The sequence below is a fragment of the Corynebacterium singulare genome (assembly GCF_000833575.1).
Classification (GTDB): domain Bacteria; phylum Actinomycetota; class Actinomycetes; order Mycobacteriales; family Mycobacteriaceae; genus Corynebacterium; species Corynebacterium singulare.
This window is the reverse complement of the sequence record NZ_CP010827.1, coordinates 137,063-158,247: the sequence shown is the minus strand read 5'-3', so window position 1 is coordinate 158,247 and position 21,185 is coordinate 137,063. Positions and strand designations below refer to the sequence as shown.

Sequence of the window (21,185 nt, the reverse complement as noted above, 5' to 3'; positions counted from 1 at the left end):
ACGCTCTCCTAGTCATGACGTGAAAATCGAACGCGCCCGAATTTCTTCGAGCGCTCATCAGACACAACAGACAGGAAACGCGCAGGGAACACGACAACACTGCAAGCAAAAGGATGCCATAATACAGTCATTTTTTCTGCCCACTTTAGATATCTTCTTGAATAAACACCCCAGCCATTACCTCTGAAAGCGCCTGCTCATCTGCGGTTTTCGTCGACTAGCTAGCCGTAGGGAGTACTCCCCAGTAGTAGTGCTTGGTTTACCCCATTTCTAGTTCCCCCATTTTCATGGAAAAATGCTGTTCCATGACAACTCAATCGGCAACCGCAACCACCGCAAAGGGTGGCGAGAGCATCCGATTCATCCCGGTACATTCCACTTTGTACCCGTGGCTGGTCGCGGTGTTCGTCGTTACCTTCCTCATCTCGAACATCAACGCGACCAAGGGCGTCCAGCTCGGCCCACTCATCACCGACGGCGCCTTCTTCCTCTTCCCCCTCGCCTACATTGTGGGCGACGTTCTCTCCGAATGCTATGGCTTCAAGTCCACTCGCCGCGCCGTGTATATCGGTTTTGCCATGGCTCTTTTGGCCGCAGTTTCCTTCTATATTGCAATCTGGCTGCCCGCAGCTGAGTTCTACGAAGGCCAGGAGGCCTTCGCCGCCACGCTCGGCCTCGTTCCGCAGATCCTCCTCGCCTCCCTCGTCGGCTACGTCGTAGGTCAGCTGCTTAACTCCTTCACCTTGGTCAAGATGAAGGCCCGCAGCGGTGAGAAGGGACTCATCGCCCGCCTTGTTACGTCCACCGTCGTCGGCGAATTCGGCGATACACTGCTGTTCTGCGCCATCGCAGCACCCGTCATCGGCATCGATTCCTTCAGCGGTTTCCTGAACTACGTCATCGTCGGCTTCCTGTGGAAGACCGCCTGCGAGGTCATCATGCTTCCGCTGACCACCCTGGTTATCTCCTGGGTCAAGCGCCGCGAAGACTACGTACCTACCGACGAGATCACAACCCCTACGGCAACGCCTTCTAAGTAGCCGCGACTTATCCCCGAGCTTTCACCCCCCTTGGCACCCACTGTGCTGAGGGGGTCTCTTTCTCCCTTCCCTTCGTTCTCCCCATAGAATACAATGTATTCACGTTGGTTAAGGAGGGAATATGGCTACGTTGACAATTCGCATGGATGATAACGACGCGGAACTCGTTCGGAATCTAGCTGCCTTTGAAGGCCGTACGATATCTGATTTTGCCCGAGCAGCGCTTTTAGAACGGGTCGAGGACTACTACGACCTTCAGGAACTGCGCGCAGCAATGGCAGAGGATTCTGGCGAACGGTTTAGCCTTGATGAGGTCCTCGAGGATCTCTAAAGATGTCGGAGAGAATCACTTCATATCACGTCGAATTCACGGCGAAAGCCCGCAAACAGCTAAAGAAGTTTGACCGATTCGATGCACGAATCATCGTGACGTGGATCCACAAGAACCTCGAGGGCTGCGAAGACCCTCGAGCTTTCGGAAAAGGATTGACTTCAAACCGTTCAGGTGAATGGCGCTATCGGGTCGGTTCTTACCGCATTCTGGCGTACATCCACGACCAGAAAGTAACGATTGAGATATTCGCTATTGGCCACCGGAAAGACATCTACGATGCATAAGCAGCGTCGAACGTCCCTCATGCTTGCTCTGAGCCTGGCCGCGGCCCTAAGCCTTGTGGCGTGCTCGGGGACCGAAGAAGACCCGTCACCTGAAACGACGAGCGACGCGGCCGCGTCGGAGTCGATGACGGTGAGCAGTGAGGCGTCGTCAAGCGCAGCGCCCACCCCACCCCCACTTAATGAGGGCCCGGCACCAGCACTGACCGGCACGTTTGAGATGGATGGCCCGGCCACGATCACGGGGGCGACCTATGACTCCATGCCTTTCGTCGTGCCACTCAACCCCGCCGGCCCGCAAGCCACGATGGTGCGCTGGGTCGACGGCTGGGGTGAGTCCCCCGCCACGGCTGAGCAGGGCACGACCTATGTGTTGGGGCATGCGTGGGGCCAGCAGAAACTCGTGTTCAATCCCTTCTCCGAGGTCGTCACGGCCAACGTGGACCTGAGCTCTCCCACCACGGTGGAGGGCCTCGACGGAGTGCAGGTGCAGCGCTTTGCGACGTCCACCCTCAACGGTTCCCACATCCGCATGACCTCGGCCGATGGTGCCGGCCGTGAGTGGGTAGTGGATGACGCTTTCCTCATCCCCAAGAATCAATTCGGTAGCGACGCCGACCTCATGAATACCGAGGTGCCCGGGCGCATCGTGCTCATTGCCTGCGCCGTCGATGGTTATACGGATTTGGAGTATAACGTCATCGTCACTGGTCACTTGGCGTAGTAGCGCCCCATGAATTCATCGCGGTAGGCCTCGTAGTAGCCGCCGTCGATAGACTCCCGAATGTTATCTACCAGGCGGATCATGAACTCCAGATTGTGGATGGTGCACAGCGTGCCAGCCAAGAATTCCTTGGCCTTGAGCAAGTGGTGGATGTAGGCGCGGGAGTAATTCTCCGACACGTAACCGCCGAACTCCTCATCCACACCGCTAAAGTCGCGCTTGAAACGCGCATTGGTGAGGTTGAGGCGGCCATCCAGGGTGTACACGCCACCGCGGCGCGCCAGGCGGGTCGGTGCCACGCAGTCAAAGGTATCGGCACCAGCCTCTACGGCGGTAAAGATGTCATCGGGTTCAGAGATACCCAGCAGGTGCCGGGGCTTATCGACGGGCAACTCATCGCACACCCAGCCCACAATCGTGCCCAGGTTCTCCTTCTCTAGCGCGCCACCGATGCCGAAGCCACCGAACCCGCGCTTACCGTTTGCTTCCGCACGATCGGAGAGCTCAACCAGACCGCTCGCGGCCTGTCGGCGCAGGTCCTCGTATTGCGCGCCCTGCACCACGCCCCACAGGGATTGGCGTGGCTTCTGCGGGCCGCGGGCCTGGGTCAGGCGGTCATGCTCATCCAGGCAGCGCTGCGCCCAGCGCCGCGTGCGCTCCACCGATTCCTCCTGGTAGGTCCGGGTATCCACCAGCGTGGTCAGCTCATCGAAGGCAAACATGATGTCCGCACCCAGACCATGCTGGATCTGCATGGAGACTTCCGGGGTGAAACGGTGAGAGGAGCCGTCGATGATGGACTTAAAATCCACGCCGTCCTCATCCACCTGCGCCATGCGCTCTTTCTTGGCCGCGCGGATATCGGACTCCGTCAGGTCCGCCACGTCCATGGCCAGGACCTTCTTAAAACCCACCCCGAGGGACATCACCTGGAATCCGCCCGAGTCGGTATAGGTCGGCCCATGCCAGTTCTCGAAGGTGGCAACACCGCCGGCCTCATCCACGATGTCGTGGCCCGGCTGCAGGTAGAGGTGATAGGCGTTGGACAAAATAGCCTGAGCCCCGGTCAGCCGGATCTGTTCCGGGGTCAACGTTTTCACCGTGGCCTTGGTGGCCACCGGGATGAAGGCCGGGGTCTGGATATCTCCATGCGGGGTGTGGATAACACCGGTGCGGCCGTGCTTTCCCGGTTGTGCTGGACCGCTTAAGTCCAGCTCCTTCTTCACGTCGAAGGAAAGGTCGGTCTCCAGCTGGGGCTTAGGGTGAGTCATAAGCCTTTAGTCTACTGTTTGCGCTGCCGTATCCTCTGTTTCACGCGAGGATGCAGCGTGTTCGCGCTCCCATTCCTCTTCCAGCGCGGTGCCCTCGATATCCAGCTGCGGGATTAGCTTGTCCAGCCACTTCGGCATCCACCAGGTCGTGTGTCCCATGAGGAACATGGTGGCGGGGACGAGGGACATGCGGACTAGGAAGGCGTCGAAAAGCACGCCCGCTGCCAGCGCGAAGCCGAAGATCTGGATAAAGGGCAGCGGCTGGTTGATGAAGGCCACGAAGACCGCAATCATGATGATGGCTGCGACCGTGACCACACGCGCACCTGCGGTAAAGCCCGCAATAGTGGCTTCATCGTTGACGTTGTACTTGCGGTACTGACCATCGGTGCCCTTGGGGAAGCGGGAGAAATGCTCGCGCATACGGGTCACCAGGAAGACCTGGTAGTCCATGGCCAGACCAAAGGTCACGCCGATGAGGAAGATGGGCATGAAGGAAATCAGCGGGCCCGGCGCAGGCACCAGGCCGGTGAGGCCGTCCTGCCACACCAGCACGGTCAGGCCGAAGGCACCACCGACGGAGAGCAAGAATCCCAGGCCCGCCACCAGTGGCACCAAGATGGAGCGGAAGACCGCGAGCAGCAGGACGATGGCCAGGCCCACCACGATGGCGAGGTATGGCCCCATGGCCCCCTCAAGGCGCTCGGTGATGTCGAGCTGCACCGCGGTCAGGCCCGTCATACCGACTTCGGCGCCGGTGATGTCCTCAATTTCATGGCTCGCGGCACGAAGAGCGGAGGCTGTACCAACCGTGGCCTCATCTGTCGGCGCTGTGGTGGGGCTGACCATGATCTGTGCCGCGGTGGAATCGGAATTCACGCCCACCAGCTGCGCATGTTTCACACCGCCCACTTGGTTGAGGCGCTGTGCCGAGTACATGAAGGAGGCCAATGCCGCCTTCTGTTGCTCATTCTCATCCCCTTCTTGAGCCTCCACCAAAGGCTTGAGAGCAGCGGAATCGGGGTTCGCTTCGGCACCGTTCACGATGACGAGGAAGGGGCCATTGATACCGGGGCCAAAACCTTCGGAAAGCAGGTCCGCCGCCTTGCGCTGGGTGGTATCCGGGTTGGACGTGGTATCCGCGGGCAACGCCAGCTCCATGTGGAGCACTGGGGCGGTCAAAGCACCCAGACCTAGTACCACCAACGCCATGACGACGCCCGGCGCGCGCTGGACGGTGCGTACCCAACGGTTACCCATCGTTGCCTTCGAGCGGCGTGGGCGGCGCTTTGTCGGATTTCCGGCCACGCCGGGAATGCGCCCGGCAAAGGCTTTATCTCCCAGCAGGCCCAGCATTGCTGGCACCAAAGTCAGCGCCACGAGCACGGCCATGAAGACCGTGCCCGCTGCCGCCAGGCCCATCGCCGTGAGGAAGCTGATGCGTGCCACGAGCAACGCGAAGAGGGCGATGAAGACCGTTGCACCGGCAAAGACCACCGAGGAGCCCGCCGTGCCGACGGCCATGCCGGCGGCGTCTGGCCCATCCATTCGGGAGCGCTCCTGCCGGTAGCGCGACATGATGAACAGGGCGTAGTCGATGCCCACGGCCAAGCCGATCATGACGGCCAGCACCGGGGTGAGGTTGTTGAGCTCAATCCAGTGGGTCGCAATCATGACACCCATCGCCCCCAGGCCCACGCCCACGACAGCGGAGATAAGCGGCATTCCGGCCGAAGCCAAGGAGCCGAAGGTGATGATGAGGACGATGAACGCCACGGCCAAACCGATGATCTCAGAAATGGAGTTGACCTGGATTTCGTCACCGAAGCCCGCGCCGCCGGCTTCTACCTCTAAGCCCACTTCGCGGCCAATGTCCATAGCCTCATGGACCACTTCTTTATCCGCGGGGTCTACTGAATAGGGGCTTTCCGCATCGAAATCGAAGGTGGTGTAAGCAATCGTCTCATCAGCATTGACCATCGCCAGGTTGTCAGCATCCGCCTGCGCGGTCTCCTCCGGCAAGCCCATGGAGGTGAACTGCTCGATGACCTGCTGCTGCAGCGCCGGCGACACGTCAAGCGGGTTGCCCCAACGCTGCTGGCTTCCCTCCGGAATATTCAAGCCCTCTGCAATGTGATGCACCACGTCTTTGATCGCGGCCTCATTCTTGGGCTCACTGAGCTTCTCCCCTTCCGGAGCCTTGAAAACAAGGTTGACCGACGGCGAATTGGCGGGGTTCCCGTTCTCTGGGAAGAGCTCCACCGCGCGGTGGGTAGCATCGATCGCCGGGGTGCCGCTGATGGAATACTCCGTGGTCATGGACTTCATGAGCCCCAGCGTTGCGCCACCTGCCGCCGCTACGATGATGATCCAGGCGATGATGACCTTCCATCGATTGATGTAAGACCAGCGGCCTAGGTGATAGAGCAGCTTTGCCACGGAATTTCCCCTTCACATGCGCGATTGTGAGTCGCGGAAGCTTTGGTGGTGGACACGAATGTGCACCAGTTTAACCAGTGGGGCTTCGAAGCCCTAACGACATCACGTGACCAGATAAGCACCAGCTCGTGATTACAGGGCTTCACCGCCAACAAGCCAATGACACACCTGCCATGCGTACTTCACTTCATCACAAAGAAACAGCACCCTCAGCCATATCTGCCGTACGCGGCGAACGCGCCACAGGCAAGGACGACGCAACAGCTGCGACTACCAACGCAGCTGCCAAGGCAACCGCCGCAACACCAGGATGAGAAGAAAGTGCCGCGAAAAGAATCATTCCAAGCGGGGTACCGGCGGTAAAGACCAGCTGATCCTTTGTAGCGAACTGGTGTACCAGACCATCATCTCCCAAAGACTGCCCGAGAGAATCCCACGCAATACCTGCCGCAGTCATCAACAAGGACGCAGCAGCACCAACTGCAGCGATGAGCACGAAGACAGAGGAGAATGCCAAAGCCAGGATCTGTCCGGCCAGAAGAATCAACATCAGGCTTTGCAAGGTGCTAAAGCGCACCCGATCTAATGCCTTCAGAATTGTTGCAGCTGAGCCAATCAGCGAACCGACCGCAAGCGCAGTTGCCATAAACCCCCAGGATCTTTCGTCGAAAGTATTCATAATCCATGTAGGGCCAGCACTTCCTAGGAAGCCGTTGACAACTGCCGCGACCAGCCAAGTACCGAGCCCTACCCGTGCCCAGCTAGGGAGCGTCGGGGACGTAAGAGGCTTGTTCGAAGCCGATGAACCTGCGCGGTCCGGTTCTGGTTCAGCCGCGGCGCTATTAGAGCTTTCTCCTGCTGGTTCTCTACGTACTGAGAGAAACGGAAGAACAAAGAGCATGGCCACGAGGAAGGTGGCGCCGTCGATAAGCAATACCGTGTTAAATCCCAAGGTGAGCACTGCCGCTGTACCGATGAGGGGGCCGGCGATAAACAGCACATCACCGAGCATCGATAGGGTTCCATTGACTCGGGTGCGCTGCTCGTCGGAAAACAGCTGCGACAAAAGGCTAAACCTTGCTGGTCCAAAGAATGACGAGGCACAACCGTACACGCAGCTTGAGAGCGCGAACGCAGCAATAGAATCGCCGCGCGCAACCACCCACGCTACAAGTCCCCACTGCGCCAGCATCCGAACGACGTCACTCCCCAGCATCCAGGTCACTGGCCGGTGTGGTGGCGGCAGTTTTCGGACCACTAAAGAACTAAGAAAGCGGCCCGCCCACAGCGCGATAAGCACCACCGTCAAGCCGCGGCCCGACGGATCTACTCGGTGCGCCTGAAGCGCAAAAGCAATCGGGATGAGGCCGTCACCCAACCCGGAAACGACAGCGGCTGCAAAGACGAGCGAGAACGTAGCTTTAAAAGAAAGACTATTCATTAATCACAACATCTTATAGTGTTACATGTCATAGTATTTCACTATAGAGAGTCAGGACACGCTCACTCCCTGTCCAGCCAGAGTTTTATCCACTGAAGTGCTTTAGGAGACCCCCATGTCAACTTTCGTCATTGTTGCCGTCGCGGCCATCCTTCTCATTGCCATCCCAGCGGGAATGATGAGCAGGCGGATTCACAAGCGTACGGAAGACCACGACCCTGAGGCACGCCAAGCCGCGCTGGATTTCCAAAGAGATGTTGATAGAGGGCGAGCCGGCTTCTAAAACATGAAAAGACCGGCACCCCAGAGCTTAAAACTGGAGTGCCGGATGTGGCGGTGGCGGCGGTGTCTGAGTTCACGACATATTTGACACCCTGTTCCTGCGAAGGCAGTCCTGATACTTGACAGGTGAGTCGCGACAAACTTGACATTAAGCCCACCCTTACCGTGTCGAATGATGCTTGACAGGTGAGTCGGGACATGTTTGACACCATGAACAGTCCCAACCGCAACCTCGCCATCGTCAAAGCAGGCTAAGGCCTTAGTATTGCCGTAGGACTAAGAAGCCCTTGCTCCACTCAGCGTAGGCGCCATCGTGCTCATGCTCGGACTATCCCGATACTTCTCGCGCACGCGGCAGGGTTCCTGCAAGGAGGGCCTCCAGGAACAGAATCAACCTTTCCAGTGCTCTGGGCAAAGCGAAACCGGCACCCCAGAACAAAACAAACTGAGATGCCGGTTTGTCAACGATGTCGCGACTCACCTGTCAAGCATGTCGCGACTCATGACATGGCGGTGGCGGCGGGATTTGAACCCGCGGTTGGGGGTTACCCAACAATCGCTTTCGAGGCGATCACCTTCGGCCGCTCGGACACGCCACCGCGTTCCAGATTACGGGAGTCGTCCCGAGCGACAAAATCGCTGCCCACGCCAGGCGGCGGGGACAGCGATTCAGCTATTTGAGGCTAGGAATTAGTCCTTGAGGTTACCGATGACCTCGTTGGCCTTATCCTTGATGCCCTCGACGGCGTCGGAGGCCTTCTGCTTAGCCTCAGAGGTGACCTGGTCGGCCTTGCCCTCGTTCTCCAGCTTCTCGTTGTCAGTCACGTCGCCGGCGGCTTCCTTGGCCTTGCCGACGAACTCGTCCTTCTTGTTCTCGAAATCACCCATAGTTTGCTCCTTTATCTATCAGCGTTTCTGATGTGGCCCCCAGCCTACACCCGGTTCGGGTGCGGCTGCAGCAACAAGAGCCCACATTCGCTCTCAGCGAAGTCCCCCGAAGAAATCGGTGAGCAGGTTCGCGCACTCTCCCTCCAGCACGCCGCCGCGCAATTGCGGGACGTGGAGGGCGCCGGGGGCGCGGAGGACGTCGACAAGCGAGCCACATGCCCCCGTCTTCGGCTCAAAGGCACCAAAGACCACCGAGGACACCCGGGAAGCCTGAATCGCACCCGCACACATTGCGCACGGCTCCAGCGTGACAACCAGCTCGCAGCCCTCCAACCGCCAGCGATCGCCATGCACGCGCACCGCCTGGCGGATGGCTTCCACCTCCGCATGCGCGGTGGGGTCCTCAAGCTGTTCGCGGCGGTTAACGCCGGTGGCGAGTTCTTTACCGGAGGCGTCATACAGCACGGCGCCTACCGGGATATCCCCCGCCGGCGTGGTGCGCGCCACCTCCAGGGCGCGACGCATGCGAGACTCCGCGCGCACCAGCCCCTCCGCCGGCTTAAGAGTCATCCGAGTCGAGGCCGTCGAGGTAGTCCTCCAACTCATCACCAAAGCCCAGCTCGCCGGCGATGCGCAGGAGCATATCGGAAGGCCAGTCCTCATCGTTCTCGATGATGTAGCCCACCTGATCCTCATCGAGGCCGAGGTCCGCGAAGATGTCGAAGTCACCGTCGCCGTACGGGTCGGCGTCCTCCCACTCATCTTCGTCCAAATCCGGGATATCGATGTCGCGCAAGTCCAGGAAGTCCGCGGCGAAGTCGTCTTCGGCGGCATAGGTGGCGTCGGAAAGCAGCATGCGTACATCCCCCGGCACCGGGCGGACCACGACGAAATAGTCATCCTCCACACATAGCAGCGCAAACGCCGCGCCCTCGGAACGCAGGTTGCGCACCGCCTTAATCGAGGTCTGGACATCGTCAAAGTCATCCTCGAAGGGGCGAATCACCCAGCCGCGCTCGTCACGCGCGACGGTGATGGAAAAAGACAGATCGTCATGGCTCATACCTCGTCAGATTAGTCGGGTTGTGCCACAATTGTCACCGTGAGTTCTCAAGATGTTCAACGCCCCGTCTGCATTATCGGTCTCGGCCTCATCGGCGGTTCCCTGCTGCGTGATCTCGCCGCGGCCAAGCACCCAGTATTCGGCTACAACCATTCCACGTCCGGTGCCCGCATTGCTGTGAAGCAGGGCTTTGACGTTACTGATGACCTCCCAGCCATCCTGCGCCGCGCAGAGGAAGACAAAGCCCTCATCGTCATCGCGGTGCCCATGGACGCGGTTGCCTCGGTTCTTGACGCTATTCAGGAGCACGCCCCAAGCTGCGGGTTTACCGATGTCGTCTCGGTCAAAGCCGAAATCCGCCAGCTCGTCATCGAGCGCGACATGCATCCTCGCTACGTTGGCGGCCACCCCATGGCGGGCACCTCCAAGTCCGGCTGGGAGAACTCGCAGACCGGCCTGTTTCACCGTGCCGCCTGGGTTATCACCTACGACTACGCCGCTGAATGCGACGCCCGCGGTGAGCGCATCCCTCTTGAATGGGAAAATGTTTTCGCTGATGTTGTCCGCATGACGCAGATGGTTCATGCGGAAGCAGTGCCAGTGCGCGTGGCCAACCACGATGCCGCGGTGGCTCGCATTTCTCACCTGCCGCACGTGCTGGCGGAGACCCTCGCGGTGGTGGGCGATAACGGCGGAATTCTCGCACAGTCATTGGCCGCCGGTTCCTTCAAGGACGGCACGCGCGTGGCCGGTACCCGCCCTGACCTGGTGCGTCAGATGTGTGAGACGAACGCGACGGCTTTGGTCAGCGCTCTGGATGAGGCGATTGAGTTGATGCAGTCTGCCCGTGACTCGTTGGCTTCAGATGAGCCGTCCATCGCCGAGCTTGCCGACGCCGGCTACAGAGCCCGCACCCGCATCGAAGCCCGATCCGGCGCTCGGAAGGAATCGGTCTCCCCGGTCAAGATTTCTTCCCGCCCGGTGCTGCGACTGCACCCGGGCGCTCCGAACTGGGTGGCGCAGCTGCGCCAAACCGAGTCCCTCGGCGGGCGCATCGAGATTTTCTAGCCGGTGGTTTCACCGCGCCCTCACCGCCGTGGCACAAGGTCCCTCTAGTACGGTCCCGTTACTCTGGTCCCTTTACAGCCTAAAGGGACCATGTACAAGCAATTTTCTATACCTAGATGGTCCTTGTGGTCAGCAAAAGGACCAAACTAAAGGGACCAATGTAAAGGGACCATCTGCGTCACTCTTCCGCTACCGCGCAGATAGCTGACCGTCCCGCCATTGGCGGTGATCCCAGAAGGCATCGCGCAGATGGCATTATCCACAAGGCGTTTTCTCGCCTGAAAACGCCATGTGGGCACTGCAGATGGCGTTTTCAGCCCCAAAGATGCCCTCTGGCAGTTGCCTTTTACACGATGCCTTTTGTGGAATGCCATCTAGTGATGAGCCGCATGACAGCGTGCGCGGTGGCGTGGAGCGGCGTGCGGCGGCGGGGGGCGCTTAGTCGCGGAAGGTGTCGTCGCGGCGCTTGCGGGCTTGAGACTCATCGCGCGTCATGCCGAGCAGCGGGTACCCCGCAAGACCTAGTACTAGGCCTACCGGCAACAACCACAGCATGCCGGAAGCCAGCCACAGCACCACGCCGAGGATGGCACCGGCGATAAGACAGGGAACGAGTTTCTCCTTCATGGAGTTTCAGCCTAGCTGGTGCGCTTTTCAGCGCTTGGCTTGCGGCCTCGCAGGCGCGAGAAGAAGGCGATTGCGATGAGCCCCACTACCGCGGCAATGCTCGCTGGCCATGCAACGGGAGCACTGACCTGCATCGTTGTCGGCGGCGCCGGGGAAGTATCAGCGTTGAGAACGCCGTCGGTATCGCGGCCGCTGGTGATGGCCTCAATCCAGTCGCGGACTTCGACCACCGAGGTGATGGCAGCAGTCGGGGACGGAAGATCCGGGTCCGCATTCGACGTGCCAGCCGTGGCCACGCCGACGAGCCGACCATCGACGAAGAACGGTCCGCCCGAATCACCGCCCTGCATCCCCTCACCGTTGAGGGCCTTCACGTCCATGATGGCTGCGGCAATCATCGGGGTGGATCCGCCAAGTTCACCAGCGGGAACGCTCTCCGAGCCGAGCGCACCCGCCGGGATGCTTTCCGCACCGTCAGGGCTAACCGCAATCTCAGGCATCTCACCGCCTTCCATGACCTGTGGCGTTTCGGCTTCCTCAGGAGGCGGGGTGCCGCCCGAGAGAAGCTCGCCCACTTCCATCTCCGCCATCGGCAGCTGGCCTGTGCGGGCCATCCGGGAGCTGCTGCTCCAACCGTAAAAGTGGCCTTTCTCGCCGGCAGAGGGCACTGCGTCCGCAAGCTTGGCAGGTGTGATGCCCTCGACGGGTTCGGTGAGGTGGATAAGGCCGGCGTCAATGGTGGGTGAAACCGCCCAGGAGTCAGCATCAAAGACTCGGTCACCGAAGCGCGCCTGAGTGCCGTCGTTGTTGACGGACTCCAAGCAGTGGCGGGCGGTCAACACCCATTGCTCGGCCACGAGCGTGCCGGTGCAGTCACCGAAGTTGCCAATTTTGCCCATGCGTAGAGCGGCTACGGCAGCGCTTTCCTCCGAGTGAGGTGCGGGTTGGGCGAATTCCAAGGCCATGGCCGGCGCAGCGCCTAGCCCCACGGCCACAGCGCTAGCCAGAACAGCAGTCATCTTTCGTGCCGTCATTACGCGGCCACCTCCTTGATTGCCCACGCCACGGCCCTCTCGGCCGGGCCTTTTCCGAAGAACTTTTTCCACAGCGCGCTCAGCACCAAGAAAGCGAGCACAAAACCCACTGCTGCCATCGTGTTGTGCAGCGAGACGTTCGCCTGCCAATAGCGAGCAGTGAAAATATGCAGGATATAGATGGTCAGCGACATCGACCCCAGCGCCGCGAAGGGGAAGAATACACGTGGCCACTGGCGGCCAAGGACCAGACACAGGTGCAGCACCACCGCGGTCACCGCAACGGAGAGAAGGATTTCACCAAGCACACCCGTATGCCCCGTAAAGCGCAGCCAGCCTGGAATGTCCGGGTTGAAGCGCTGCCACAGGCCGATGCCGGTGACAACGGCAGCCACCGCGGTCGTAATGGTGTGGGTGCGGGTGGGGCGGGTGAGGTAGACGTCGTAAAGCAGCATGCCCGCCACCATGTACGCCAGGAACGCCACGAGGGGGTAGACCTGCGGGAGGGTGTACGGCGCGTAGAGAACCGTCGCCCCCGCGGTGGCCAGCGCGAAAAGCAGTACCTTCCAACCAGTGGCCAGCGGCGGCACCCAGGCTGTCAGCGCCATGGCCGCGCCCATCACCACGAGCACCACCTGAATCTCACCGCCAACGGGCAGCAAAGCCACGCCAATAAGCATGATGAGGCAGCCGCGAGCCACCAGCTTCATGAACACCCGCAGCGAGTAGTCACGGGCAAGAATCATCATCGTAGTACCGGCGATGATGACGAAGCCGGCTGCCGGCAGCCCTGAGAGCACCACTTTGACACCCCACACCAGGTTGGCCATGTGCAGGATGATCATCCCGATGATGGCCAAGGAACGTGCAATATCGAGACCCACTATTCGGGCATGCGCTGACACCTATTCATCTCCTTGCAGTCGAAAACGTCGAAAGACCGACCAGGGGCTCTGGCCGGTCTTCTTATTTGTGTTCGTTTTCAGGTCTGCGTTTCACGCAGCACTGCGTGATGCGCGTCTCAGCGGGTAAGGGCGATGGCTTGATCCCCACGCACAAGGTAAATGCGCTGAGGCGTTGCGGAGGCATCGCGGTTCACCATTACCTTCGCCGGTTCGGACAGGAACACGGTGAAGGGAAGGTCAATCTTTCCTCTGGGACAGGCCATTTCCGTCACACCACCAAGCTCCACCCCGCCATCAACCAAGGTGAAGTTGCCTCCGTTACAGGGCAGCCACGCCGTCTGGTTCTGGAAATTCAGGGAGAAATCCTCTGGGCTCGCCTCAGACTCCCACCTGAAAGCAGTGATGTGCTCCATCTGCTCGTCGTTGGCCTCGACCAAACCTGCTGGCGCGTTCGTGATGACGCCATGCTTGGCGACGTTCACCGCCCACGCCTCCGAACTCCCCGCCAGCTCCGAGGAGCCCGCGCTAGAAAACAGCGAGGAGATAAATAGCAGAATGGCGGAGAGAATCGCTTTGATCATGAGCACCAGCATATCCGCCCTTGACCGGCTTGTCCTGCGACTCAATCCTCCATTTTTCGGCGCTTACTTGTCCAGGTCCGCCAGGATGCGCTTCGCCAGCTCCTCCGAGGACTGCGGGTTCTGGCCCGTGTAGAGGTTGCCGTCCACCACCACGTGGGAGCTCCAGTCCTCTGCGGCCTTGTCGTACTTGACGCCGGCGTTGACCAGCTCGCTCTCCAGGAGCCACTTCGCGTTCTCCGCGAGCCCGGTGGACTCTTCCTCCGTGTTGGAGAACGCAGTCACCTGCTTGCCGGCGAAGGCGTTGGTGCCGTCCTCGTTCTTCGCCGCCAGGATGGCGGCCGGTGCGTGGCACAGCAGCGCCAGCGGCGTGCCGGCGGCAAGGCGCTGCTTAAGCAGTGCGCCGGAGACGGCGTCGACCGCTAGGTCCTCCATGGGGCCGTGGCCACCCGGGTAAAAGACGAGGTCGTAGTCGGCCTCGTTGACGTCTGCCAGAGACTTCGGGGCGTCGAGCTCGGACTTGATGGAGTCGAGGTAAGCGCTAATCTTCTCCAGATCCTTGGGATCACCGGCGCCCTCCCCCAGGCTCATCTTATCCAGCGTCGGCGCTACCGCGTTAGGGGTTGCCACGGTGATGTCCCAGCCGGCGTCACTAAACAGTTGGTGCGGAACGGCCAGCTCCTCGGCCCAGTACCCGGTCGGGTGAACGGAACCGTCCTTCTGGGTCCAGACATCTGCTGCACTGACGACGAACAAAACGCTAGCCATGTTCTACTCTCCTTGAAATTCGCGGTTTCGGTTAGGTGCCCCACTATGTCAGAAAACGCGGCGGCGTGCCGTCAGCGTAGGCGGCGCGACTATAGGAGGAGATATGGACAGCACAAAGCCCCTAGCCGCTTGTGCAGCTAGGGGCTGAGATGTGGTGCGCCCGGAGGGATTCGAACCCCCAACCTTCTGATCCGTAGTCAGATGCTCTATCCGTTGAGCTACGGGCGCAGTCCGTTGGTTTGCAGTGCGTAACGCTGTAGCGTGTGCGCTCTGCTGTGCAACGAGGAATAACTATACCCACGCTCTGGAAAACTGACAAATCACGACGTCACAGCAGGTTTTTCACCCTTTACGGCGGGATCTAAATTCACCCGCCGTTTACCTTGCACGGCACTGCCTTAGCTAAGCCATGAAGGCTAGACGGACAGGCCGAAGATGGGCACCGCCAGTAGGTAGATGGTGAGGGTGATGAGGAAGATGCCCAGGATGTTGAGGCCGAAGCCGCCCTTGATCATCTCCCCAATCTTGACGTAGCCGGAGCCGTACGCGATGGCGTTCGGCGGGGTGGCGACCGGGAGCATGAACGCGCACGTTGCCGCCAGCGCGACGGGGATGGTGAGCAGGAGGACGTTGATGTCGCCGTCGGCAGTCAGGCCCACGCCAACGGCGACGCCGCCCATGATCGGGATGAAGGTCGCGGCCGTCGCGGTGTTGGAGGTGATCTCCGTGAGGAAGAGGACCAGAGCCGCCACGGCGGCCACGATGAGCACCACCGGCAGGACGCTGAGCCCCTTGGCCATCTCACCGATCCACAGGGACAGACCGGAGGAGTTGAATACCGAGGACAGGGACAGGCCGCCGCCGAAGAGCAGAAGGACATCCCACGGCATCTCGTTCGCGGTCTCCCAGTCCAGCAGGCGGATGCGGCGCTGGTTATCTGCCGGGAGAATGAACAGCAGGATGCCGGCGGCGATGCCCACGATGGCGTCGTCGTAGTTCTCAAACTCCGAGAGCACCAGCGGCAGCGTCACCCAGGCCGCGGCGGCGAGGACGAAGATAATGCCCGTCATGATCTGGGGGCGGGTCCATGGGCCGAGGGCCTTGATTTCATCGTCGATAAGCTCGCGCCCGCCCGGGATTTCCTTCATCTCCGGCTTGAAGATAGTAATCAGCAGGAACCACGCGATGAGCAGGAACGTCGCCGCCAGCGGCACGCCGACTGCCATCCAGCGGCCAAAGCCCAAGGTCACGCCCCAGGTATCCGCCATGTAGGCGTTGAGGAAGGCATTGGGCGGGGTGCCGATGAGCGTGCCGAGCGAGCCAATCGACGCCGAGTAGGCAATTCCCAGCATGAGCGCAGTAGCGAACTTCTTCTGCTTATCCCAACCGCCCACAGTCTCCGCGGTAAGCGCCAGTACCGAGGTACCAATCGGCAGCATGACCACGGCCGTAGCGGTGTTGGACACCCACATGGACAAGAAGCCGGTAGCCAGCATGAAGCCCAGAATCAGGCGCTTGGGCGAGGTGCCAATCACCTTCACCACGTAGAGCGCCAAGCGGCGGTGCAGGTTCCAGCGCTGCAGCGCCAGGGCGATCAGGAAGCCGCCCATGAAGAGGAAGATGGTGGCGGAGGCGTACGGCGCGCCGACCTCCTTGATGGTGCCCACGCCCGCCAGCGGGAAGATGACCAGCGGCAACAGCGCGGTGGCGGCCAGCGGGATGGCCTCCGTCATCCACCACACGCCCATAAGGATGGTCACCGCGGCCACCGCGCGCAGTGCGCTCTCGGAGTACTCCGCCCCTTCCTTCGCGCCCGGGGATTGCGCCACCGTATCGACGGCGTTGCTGGGGAAAATGAACCACACGATGGCCGCCAGCACCAGGCCGGCGAAGAGCCCGATGGCCATGCGGCGCCAGTCTTTGCGGTCTACGCCGTGGTCGTCCTCGCCCTCCGTGTGCGCGGTAGAGACGTGAGTGTGCGGGGTAGTCATCTGCCCCTCCTTTTCTTGGTTAGCCAGACCCAAGTTAGTGCTGAAAGTTATACGGGTCACCGAATAGGCTTGCAGCCTCAGACTATCGAACCCCACACACAGCAAACAACTAGTTCCGCACTATTACCCCCGCTAAGCGGCTATATCCACCCCTACACGGGCTGATTTATGTACTGCAGCTACTTCCCCGTTCCAGGTCTGGGGATCTGCGAACGGGAGGGGCTACCAGACCGCTATGAACGCCACCGCGCCCAGCACCATCGTCCCCGCGGTCACCGCGGCGAGCGCCCAGGCGCCAGGCAGCGGCGCGGCCTGGGAGAGGGCGCTATCGGCGTGCCGGAGCTTCGCCGTGGCCAGCCACAGCACCGCGGCGGTGACAACGCCCACGATGACCGTGGCCCACAGCGCCGCCGAGCGCGCCACGAGCAGGCCGGCTACCAGGGCGGCAAGGCCCGTGCGCTGCCACGCTAGGCGGGTGCGTTCCGGCTGCAGGCCGGGGTCATAGAGCTCACTCACGCCAGTAGCTCGCCCACCAGAATCATGACGCCGATGACAATCACCACGCCCACGACCAGCGCCAACGCGGGGCTGGCCGGCAGGGGCCGGGAGTGCCGCATCGCGCGCTCCGCCGCACCCCAGTGCAGCCAGGCCACGCCCGGGAGCACAATGGCCACCGCCAGCATGACGGCGGAGATGACGCGGGTCAGGGTCGTATTCAGCGGCAGGTCGAAGGTCTCTAGGGCCACGCCACCGGCAATGAACGCGAGGGAGGTGCGGATCCACGCCAGGAACGTGCGCTCGTTGGCCATGCTGAAGCGCGGATCGGGCTCCTCACCGGAGCCGTACACCGAACGGGGGAAGCGGTCCTTCGTCATACGCGCCACTGTAGCGCCACTTCCAGCCGTGTACCTCTCGGGCTAGGACTGCGAGAAGGCTTCCAGGTCCGTGGGGCTGCCCGCGACGACGATGAGGTCGTGGTGGGTGAGCTCGGTGGCGTCGGCAAGCGGGCGCCACTCCCCCAGCCCCTCCCGGCGCGAGATGAGCTGCACGTGGTGCTGCTCCCACACCTGATTCAGGTTGAGGGGGCGGCTGCTTATCGACGCCGGCGGGGCCATCACCGTCACGCCATAGTCAGCGGCGATCTCCGCGAAGTCCTCGAAGCGCCCGCCCAGAAGGTGCGCCACGCGGCGGCCGGTCTCCCGCTCCGGGCGGATAACGTGGTGGACTCCCAGCTGCCGTAGGATTCGCGCGTGCGCGTCGGAATCCGCCTTGGCCCAGATGTCCTTAATACCTAGCTCCACCAGGTTAGAGGCGGTAAGGATGGAATCCTCGAGGTCCGAGCCGATGGCCACGACGACGCGTTCCACCTCGTCGACGCCCAGCTGGCGCAGGGCCTCCGCATCGGTGGTATCGGCGCTGACCGCTTCGGTGAGGTAGGCCGCGTGCTCGCGCACGAGCTTCTCTTCCGCGTCGATGCCCAGGACTTCCACGCCGTGCTCCATGAGCTCGCGGGCCAGAGAGGAGCCGAAGCGGCCGAGGCCGACGACGACCACCGGCGGGATATTGATGGAGCTCTTCTCGCGCCGCAGGGCGCCAAATAGGTTAGCCAATGAACGGCCTTTCTTCGGGGTAGCGGAAGCGCAGGCTCACCGTGCGCGCGGCCAAAGCCGCCACGAAGGTGGTAGGGCCGACGCGGCCGACGTACATGATGAGGCACAGCATAATCTGCGAGGGCGCCGACAGGCTGGAGGTAATACCGGTGGACAGGCCCACCGTGGCGAAGGCGGACATGACCTCGAAGGTGACCTGGTCCGCGGTGAATTCCGGATCCCACACGCGCAGCGTGGCCACGCCCAGGGCAACGAGGATGATTCCCGCCGCGGTCAGCGCCAGGGCCTGGCGGAACGTGGACAGCGGCACGCGCCGGTGGCCAATCGCCGTGTCCTCCCGCCCCAGGAACTCCGAGGCCATCGCCGCCGCCAGGACGCAGGCGGTGGTGACCTTGATGCCACCGGCGGTACCGGCGGAGCCGCCACCGACGAACATGAGCATGTCTGTGACCATGAGCGTGATGGGATGCGCCTGCCCATAGTCAATGGCGTTAAAACCCGCCGTGCGGGGCGAGGCGCTCATGAAGAACGCGTTGAGCAGGCGCTGTCCCACCGACATGCCACTCAACACCCCGGCGCGCTCCGACAGGAAGAAGAATGCCATGCCGCCGAGGAGCAGGACTGCGGTGGCCGCAAACGTCATCCGGGCCGTGACGGACATGTGGTAGACGCGCGGCTGGCCGCCGCGCCAGCGCGCGATGCGGCCGCGCGCCCGGCGGGCCAGCTCCGCCAGCATGGGGTAGCCCAGGCCGCCAGTGATGAGCGCGGCGGCCAGCGGCAGAAGGATCCAGGCGTCCCCGACGAAGGGCACGAGGTTATCGGAGTAGGTGCTAAACCCCGCGTTGTTGAAGGCGGAGATGGCGTGGAAGACGCCCTCCCACACCGCTTGACCGGCTGGAACGCCGTGGGCGGTGGCCAGGCGGACGGCGATGATGCAGGCCACCACTGCCTCGCAGATGAGCGTCACGGCGAAGGTAAACAGCAGCGTGCGCCGGATACCGCCGGAGACAATGGGGCGCCCCTCGGCCGCGGTGGTGCGGCGCGCCTTGAAGCTGATGCGGCCAGTCAGCAGCATGCCGGACAGGGACGCCAAGCTCATGATGCCCAAGCCGCCCAGCTGGATGAGGACGATGATGACCGTCTGCCCGAAGGGCGTCCAGTAGGAGCCGGTGTCCTCGACGATGAGGCCGGTGAGTGAGACTGCCGACGTCGCCGTGAACAGCGCCGGCAGGAACGGCGTCCACTGCGGCACGTGGGCGGAGATCGGAAGCATGAGCAGGCCGGTGCCCACGAGGATGAGCAGCAGGAAGCCCGCCGCTGTGAGCTGTGCCGGGCCTTGCAGGCGGGGCCGCGAGGAATGACCGCGTTTCACAGGAGGAATCCTAGACCCGCGCAGGCAGGCGGTACAAGGGGTGCGTGCCACACCCAACACCCCCGTAACCTGTGAATATTTATTGTCGCTAATGTAAGGCACGTCACCACGAGGTAGTTTCTTGCTATGACTAATGGAGACACTACTGCCCCCACCCCCAAGGTGGAATGGCGCACGGTAAAGGCAATTCTGGCGGCGTCGAGCGGCAACCTCGTCGAATGGTTTGACTTCTATATTTACGCCTTCTTCAGCGTGTATTTTGCCGATCAGTTCTTTAGCGGCACAGGTGAAACCGGCGCGCTCATGAAGTCCGCCGGCGTGTTCTTTGTGGGCTTCCTCATGCGGCCTATCGGCGGCTACATCTTCGGGCGTATCGCGGACCGCTACGGCCGCAAGCAGTCGATGCTTATCGCCATCATCATGATGTGCGCGGGCTCCCTGCTCTTCGCGGCGTTGCCCACCGCCGCGATGGTGGGTGCGTGGGCGCCGGTGCTCATGCTCATCGTGCGCTGCATCCAGGGCCTGTCCGTCGGCGGCGAGTACGGTGCCACCGCCACCTATATGTCTGAAATCGCCTCTTCTGGGCGCCGCGGTTTCTACTCTTCATTCCAGTACGTCACCCTCATCGGCGGCCAGCTGCTGGCCAGCCTCCTCGCGGTGATCATGACCTCCACTTTGGGTGAGGAAGCCATCACCAACGGCTGGTGGCGCCTACCCTTCGTCATCGGCGCGCTGGCTGCCGTGGTGAGTATGTGGCTGCGCAACGGGCTGGAAGAGACGACGTCGACAAGCGAGCGCAGCGAGGAAGGCGCCGGCACCCTGCGCCAGCTCATGGCGCACCCCCGCTCCTTCTGGGTAGTCCTAGGAATTACCGCCATCGGTTCCCTGACGTTCTACACGTACACCACCTACATGCAGAAGTTCCTCATTAACACCGGCGGTTTTGCCAAGGGTGACGTCGCCCGCACGATGACGGTGTGCCTCTTCGTTTTCATGCTGCTCCAGCCGCTCACCGGCCTGCTCTCGGACAAGATTGGCCGTAAGAACACCATCCTCATCTTCGGCATCGCCTCCACACTGGGTACCATCCCCGCCTTCATGCTGCTCAACCAACAAACCACCTTGCTAGGAGCAGGTGCCGTCATCATTCTGATCTTCGTCTTCGAAAGCGGCTACACCTCTATTTCCGGCATCCTCAAGGCCGAGATGTTCCCCACCTACATCCGCGGCCTTGGCGTCGGCTTCACTTATGCCGTGGGCAACTCTCTCTTCGGCGGCTCGGCTGAGTACGTGGCCCTGGGTCTCAAGAACGCCGGGCACCCGGATGCCTTCCCCGTCTACGTCACCATCATGGCGGCGCTCGGCGTGGTGGCCATGTTCTTCCTGCACGACAGTCGTACGCACTCCACCATCGACAACCCGGAGGGCTCCGCCTACGCAAAGAGACCCGCGCGTTAGCGGGCCTCTCA

23 protein-coding genes and 2 tRNA genes are annotated in these 21,185 nt (G+C 61.6%); 7 read left to right on the top strand and 18 right to left on the bottom strand.

The window, feature by feature from the left end:
- Positions 1-305: 305 nt before the first annotated feature.
- The 4 genes from CSING_RS00835 (at position 306) to CSING_RS00820 (ending at position 2,379) form a co-directional block, all read left to right on the top strand.
- Positions 306-1,040 (top strand): queuosine precursor transporter, encoded by a 735-nt coding sequence (locus CSING_RS00835; protein WP_042528874.1) that lies wholly within the window; start codon positions 306-308, stop codon positions 1,038-1,040.
- A gap of 121 nt (positions 1,041-1,161) precedes the next feature.
- Positions 1,162-1,371 carry a type II toxin-antitoxin system RelB family antitoxin gene (gene relB, locus CSING_RS00830; protein ID WP_042528872.1) on the top strand — a complete coding sequence of 70 codons (210 nt, stop codon included), beginning with the start codon at positions 1,162-1,164 and terminating at the stop codon, positions 1,369-1,371.
- Positions 1,372-1,373: 2 nt separating this feature from the next.
- Positions 1,374-1,658 (top strand): type II toxin-antitoxin system RelE family toxin, encoded by a 285-nt coding sequence (locus CSING_RS00825; protein ID WP_042528870.1) that lies wholly within the window; start codon positions 1,374-1,376, stop codon positions 1,656-1,658.
- Positions 1,651-2,379, top strand: a complete 729-nt coding sequence (locus tag CSING_RS00820) for a sortase family protein (protein ID WP_042528868.1) — start codon at positions 1,651-1,653, stop codon at positions 2,377-2,379. Before CSING_RS00825 ends, CSING_RS00820 begins: the two co-directional genes overlap by 8 nt.
- On the opposite strand, the gene tgt is transcribed toward CSING_RS00820, so the two are convergent.
- From tgt to CSING_RS00805, 3 genes are all read right to left on the bottom strand, one after another.
- Positions 2,367-3,650 carry a tRNA guanosine(34) transglycosylase Tgt gene (gene tgt, locus CSING_RS00815; RefSeq protein ID WP_042528866.1) on the bottom strand — a complete coding sequence of 428 codons (1,284 nt, stop codon included), beginning with the start codon at positions 3,648-3,650 and terminating at the stop codon, positions 2,367-2,369. The genes CSING_RS00820 and tgt overlap by 13 nt on opposite strands.
- Before the next feature lie 6 nt (positions 3,651-3,656).
- A complete protein-coding gene (locus tag CSING_RS00810; protein ID WP_042528864.1) occupies positions 3,657-6,089 on the bottom strand; it encodes an MMPL family transporter in 2,433 nt (810 codons plus the stop codon).
- Positions 6,090-6,279: 190 nt separating this feature from the next.
- The gene (locus CSING_RS00805) at positions 6,280-7,530 is read right to left on the bottom strand and encodes an MFS transporter (protein ID WP_042528862.1); all 1,251 of its coding nucleotides are present in this window, start codon (positions 7,528-7,530) and stop codon (positions 6,280-6,282) included.
- A 115-nt stretch (positions 7,531-7,645) separates the two neighbouring features.
- Here CSING_RS00805 and CSING_RS13795 point away from each other — a divergent pair, with 115 nt between their 5' ends.
- Positions 7,646-7,813 carry a hypothetical protein gene (locus CSING_RS13795; RefSeq protein WP_010188407.1) on the top strand — a complete coding sequence of 56 codons (168 nt, stop codon included), beginning with the start codon at positions 7,646-7,648 and terminating at the stop codon, positions 7,811-7,813.
- A gap of 507 nt (positions 7,814-8,320) precedes the next feature.
- Here the strand turns inward: CSING_RS13795 and CSING_RS00800 are convergent.
- From CSING_RS00800 to CSING_RS00785, 4 genes are all read right to left on the bottom strand, one after another.
- Positions 8,321-8,411: transfer RNA gene (locus tag CSING_RS00800), tRNA-Ser, on the bottom strand.
- A gap of 91 nt (positions 8,412-8,502) precedes the next feature.
- Complete coding sequence (locus CSING_RS00795; RefSeq protein ID WP_042528861.1) at positions 8,503-8,700, bottom strand: CsbD family protein; 198 nt, start codon at positions 8,698-8,700, stop codon at positions 8,503-8,505.
- A 93-nt stretch (positions 8,701-8,793) separates the two neighbouring features.
- Positions 8,794-9,225, bottom strand: coding sequence for a nucleoside deaminase (locus CSING_RS00790; RefSeq protein WP_042532996.1), 432 nt, complete (start codon positions 9,223-9,225; stop codon positions 8,794-8,796).
- A gap of 34 nt (positions 9,226-9,259) precedes the next feature.
- Positions 9,260-9,763: a tRNA adenosine deaminase-associated protein gene (locus CSING_RS00785; RefSeq protein WP_042528859.1), complete on the bottom strand. Its 504-nt coding sequence runs from the start codon at positions 9,761-9,763 to the stop codon at positions 9,260-9,262.
- Between the two features lie 39 nt (positions 9,764-9,802).
- Between CSING_RS00785 and CSING_RS00780 the strand changes: the two genes are divergently transcribed.
- Entirely contained in the window at positions 9,803-10,831 is a 1,029-nt protein-coding gene (locus tag CSING_RS00780) for a prephenate dehydrogenase (RefSeq protein ID WP_042528857.1), read from the top strand.
- Between the two features lie 438 nt (positions 10,832-11,269).
- Here the strand turns inward: CSING_RS00780 and CSING_RS00775 are convergent, their stop codons facing one another.
- The 11 genes from CSING_RS00775 to CSING_RS00725 form a co-directional block, all read right to left on the bottom strand.
- Positions 11,270-11,458 (bottom strand): hypothetical protein, encoded by a 189-nt coding sequence (locus tag CSING_RS00775; protein ID WP_042528855.1) that lies wholly within the window; start codon positions 11,456-11,458, stop codon positions 11,270-11,272.
- Positions 11,459-11,469: 11 nt separating this feature from the next.
- Positions 11,470-12,492 carry a trypsin-like serine protease gene (locus CSING_RS00770; protein WP_042528853.1) on the bottom strand — a complete coding sequence of 341 codons (1,023 nt, stop codon included), beginning with the start codon at positions 12,490-12,492 and terminating at the stop codon, positions 11,470-11,472.
- On the bottom strand, positions 12,492-13,397 hold the full coding sequence (locus tag CSING_RS00765; RefSeq protein ID WP_042528851.1) for a DUF418 domain-containing protein: 906 nt from the start codon (positions 13,395-13,397) through the stop codon (positions 12,492-12,494). The genes CSING_RS00770 and CSING_RS00765 overlap by 1 nt, the downstream gene beginning before the upstream one ends.
- A gap of 116 nt (positions 13,398-13,513) precedes the next feature.
- A complete protein-coding gene (locus CSING_RS00760; RefSeq protein ID WP_042532994.1) occupies positions 13,514-13,978 on the bottom strand; it encodes a hypothetical protein in 465 nt (154 codons plus the stop codon).
- Positions 13,979-14,041: 63 nt separating this feature from the next.
- The gene (locus CSING_RS00755; protein ID WP_042528849.1) at positions 14,042-14,743 is read right to left on the bottom strand and encodes a type 1 glutamine amidotransferase domain-containing protein; all 702 of its coding nucleotides are present in this window, start codon (positions 14,741-14,743) and stop codon (positions 14,042-14,044) included.
- A 152-nt stretch (positions 14,744-14,895) separates the two neighbouring features.
- Positions 14,896-14,971, bottom strand: a tRNA-Arg gene (locus tag CSING_RS00750).
- A gap of 188 nt (positions 14,972-15,159) precedes the next feature.
- Positions 15,160-16,734, bottom strand: coding sequence for an SLC13 family permease (locus CSING_RS00745; RefSeq protein ID WP_042528847.1), 1,575 nt, complete (start codon positions 16,732-16,734; stop codon positions 15,160-15,162).
- Between the two features lie 222 nt (positions 16,735-16,956).
- The gene (locus CSING_RS00740; RefSeq protein ID WP_042528845.1) at positions 16,957-17,250 is read right to left on the bottom strand and encodes a DUF202 domain-containing protein; all 294 of its coding nucleotides are present in this window, start codon (positions 17,248-17,250) and stop codon (positions 16,957-16,959) included.
- Positions 17,247-17,609 carry a YidH family protein gene (locus CSING_RS00735; RefSeq protein ID WP_042528843.1) on the bottom strand — a complete coding sequence of 121 codons (363 nt, stop codon included), beginning with the start codon at positions 17,607-17,609 and terminating at the stop codon, positions 17,247-17,249. Before CSING_RS00735 ends, CSING_RS00740 begins: the two co-directional genes overlap by 4 nt.
- Positions 17,610-17,651: 42 nt before the next feature.
- Positions 17,652-18,344: a potassium channel family protein gene (locus CSING_RS00730; RefSeq protein ID WP_042528840.1), complete on the bottom strand. Its 693-nt coding sequence runs from the start codon at positions 18,342-18,344 to the stop codon at positions 17,652-17,654.
- Complete coding sequence (locus tag CSING_RS00725; protein WP_042528838.1) at positions 18,337-19,716, bottom strand: TrkH family potassium uptake protein; 1,380 nt, start codon at positions 19,714-19,716, stop codon at positions 18,337-18,339. Before CSING_RS00725 ends, CSING_RS00730 begins: the two co-directional genes overlap by 8 nt.
- A 126-nt stretch (positions 19,717-19,842) precedes the next feature.
- On the opposite strand from CSING_RS00725, the gene CSING_RS00720 reads away from it, so the two are divergent.
- Positions 19,843-21,174: an MFS transporter gene (locus CSING_RS00720; protein ID WP_042528836.1), complete on the top strand. Its 1,332-nt coding sequence runs from the start codon at positions 19,843-19,845 to the stop codon at positions 21,172-21,174.
- The last annotated feature ends 11 nt before the right edge of the window (positions 21,175-21,185 follow it).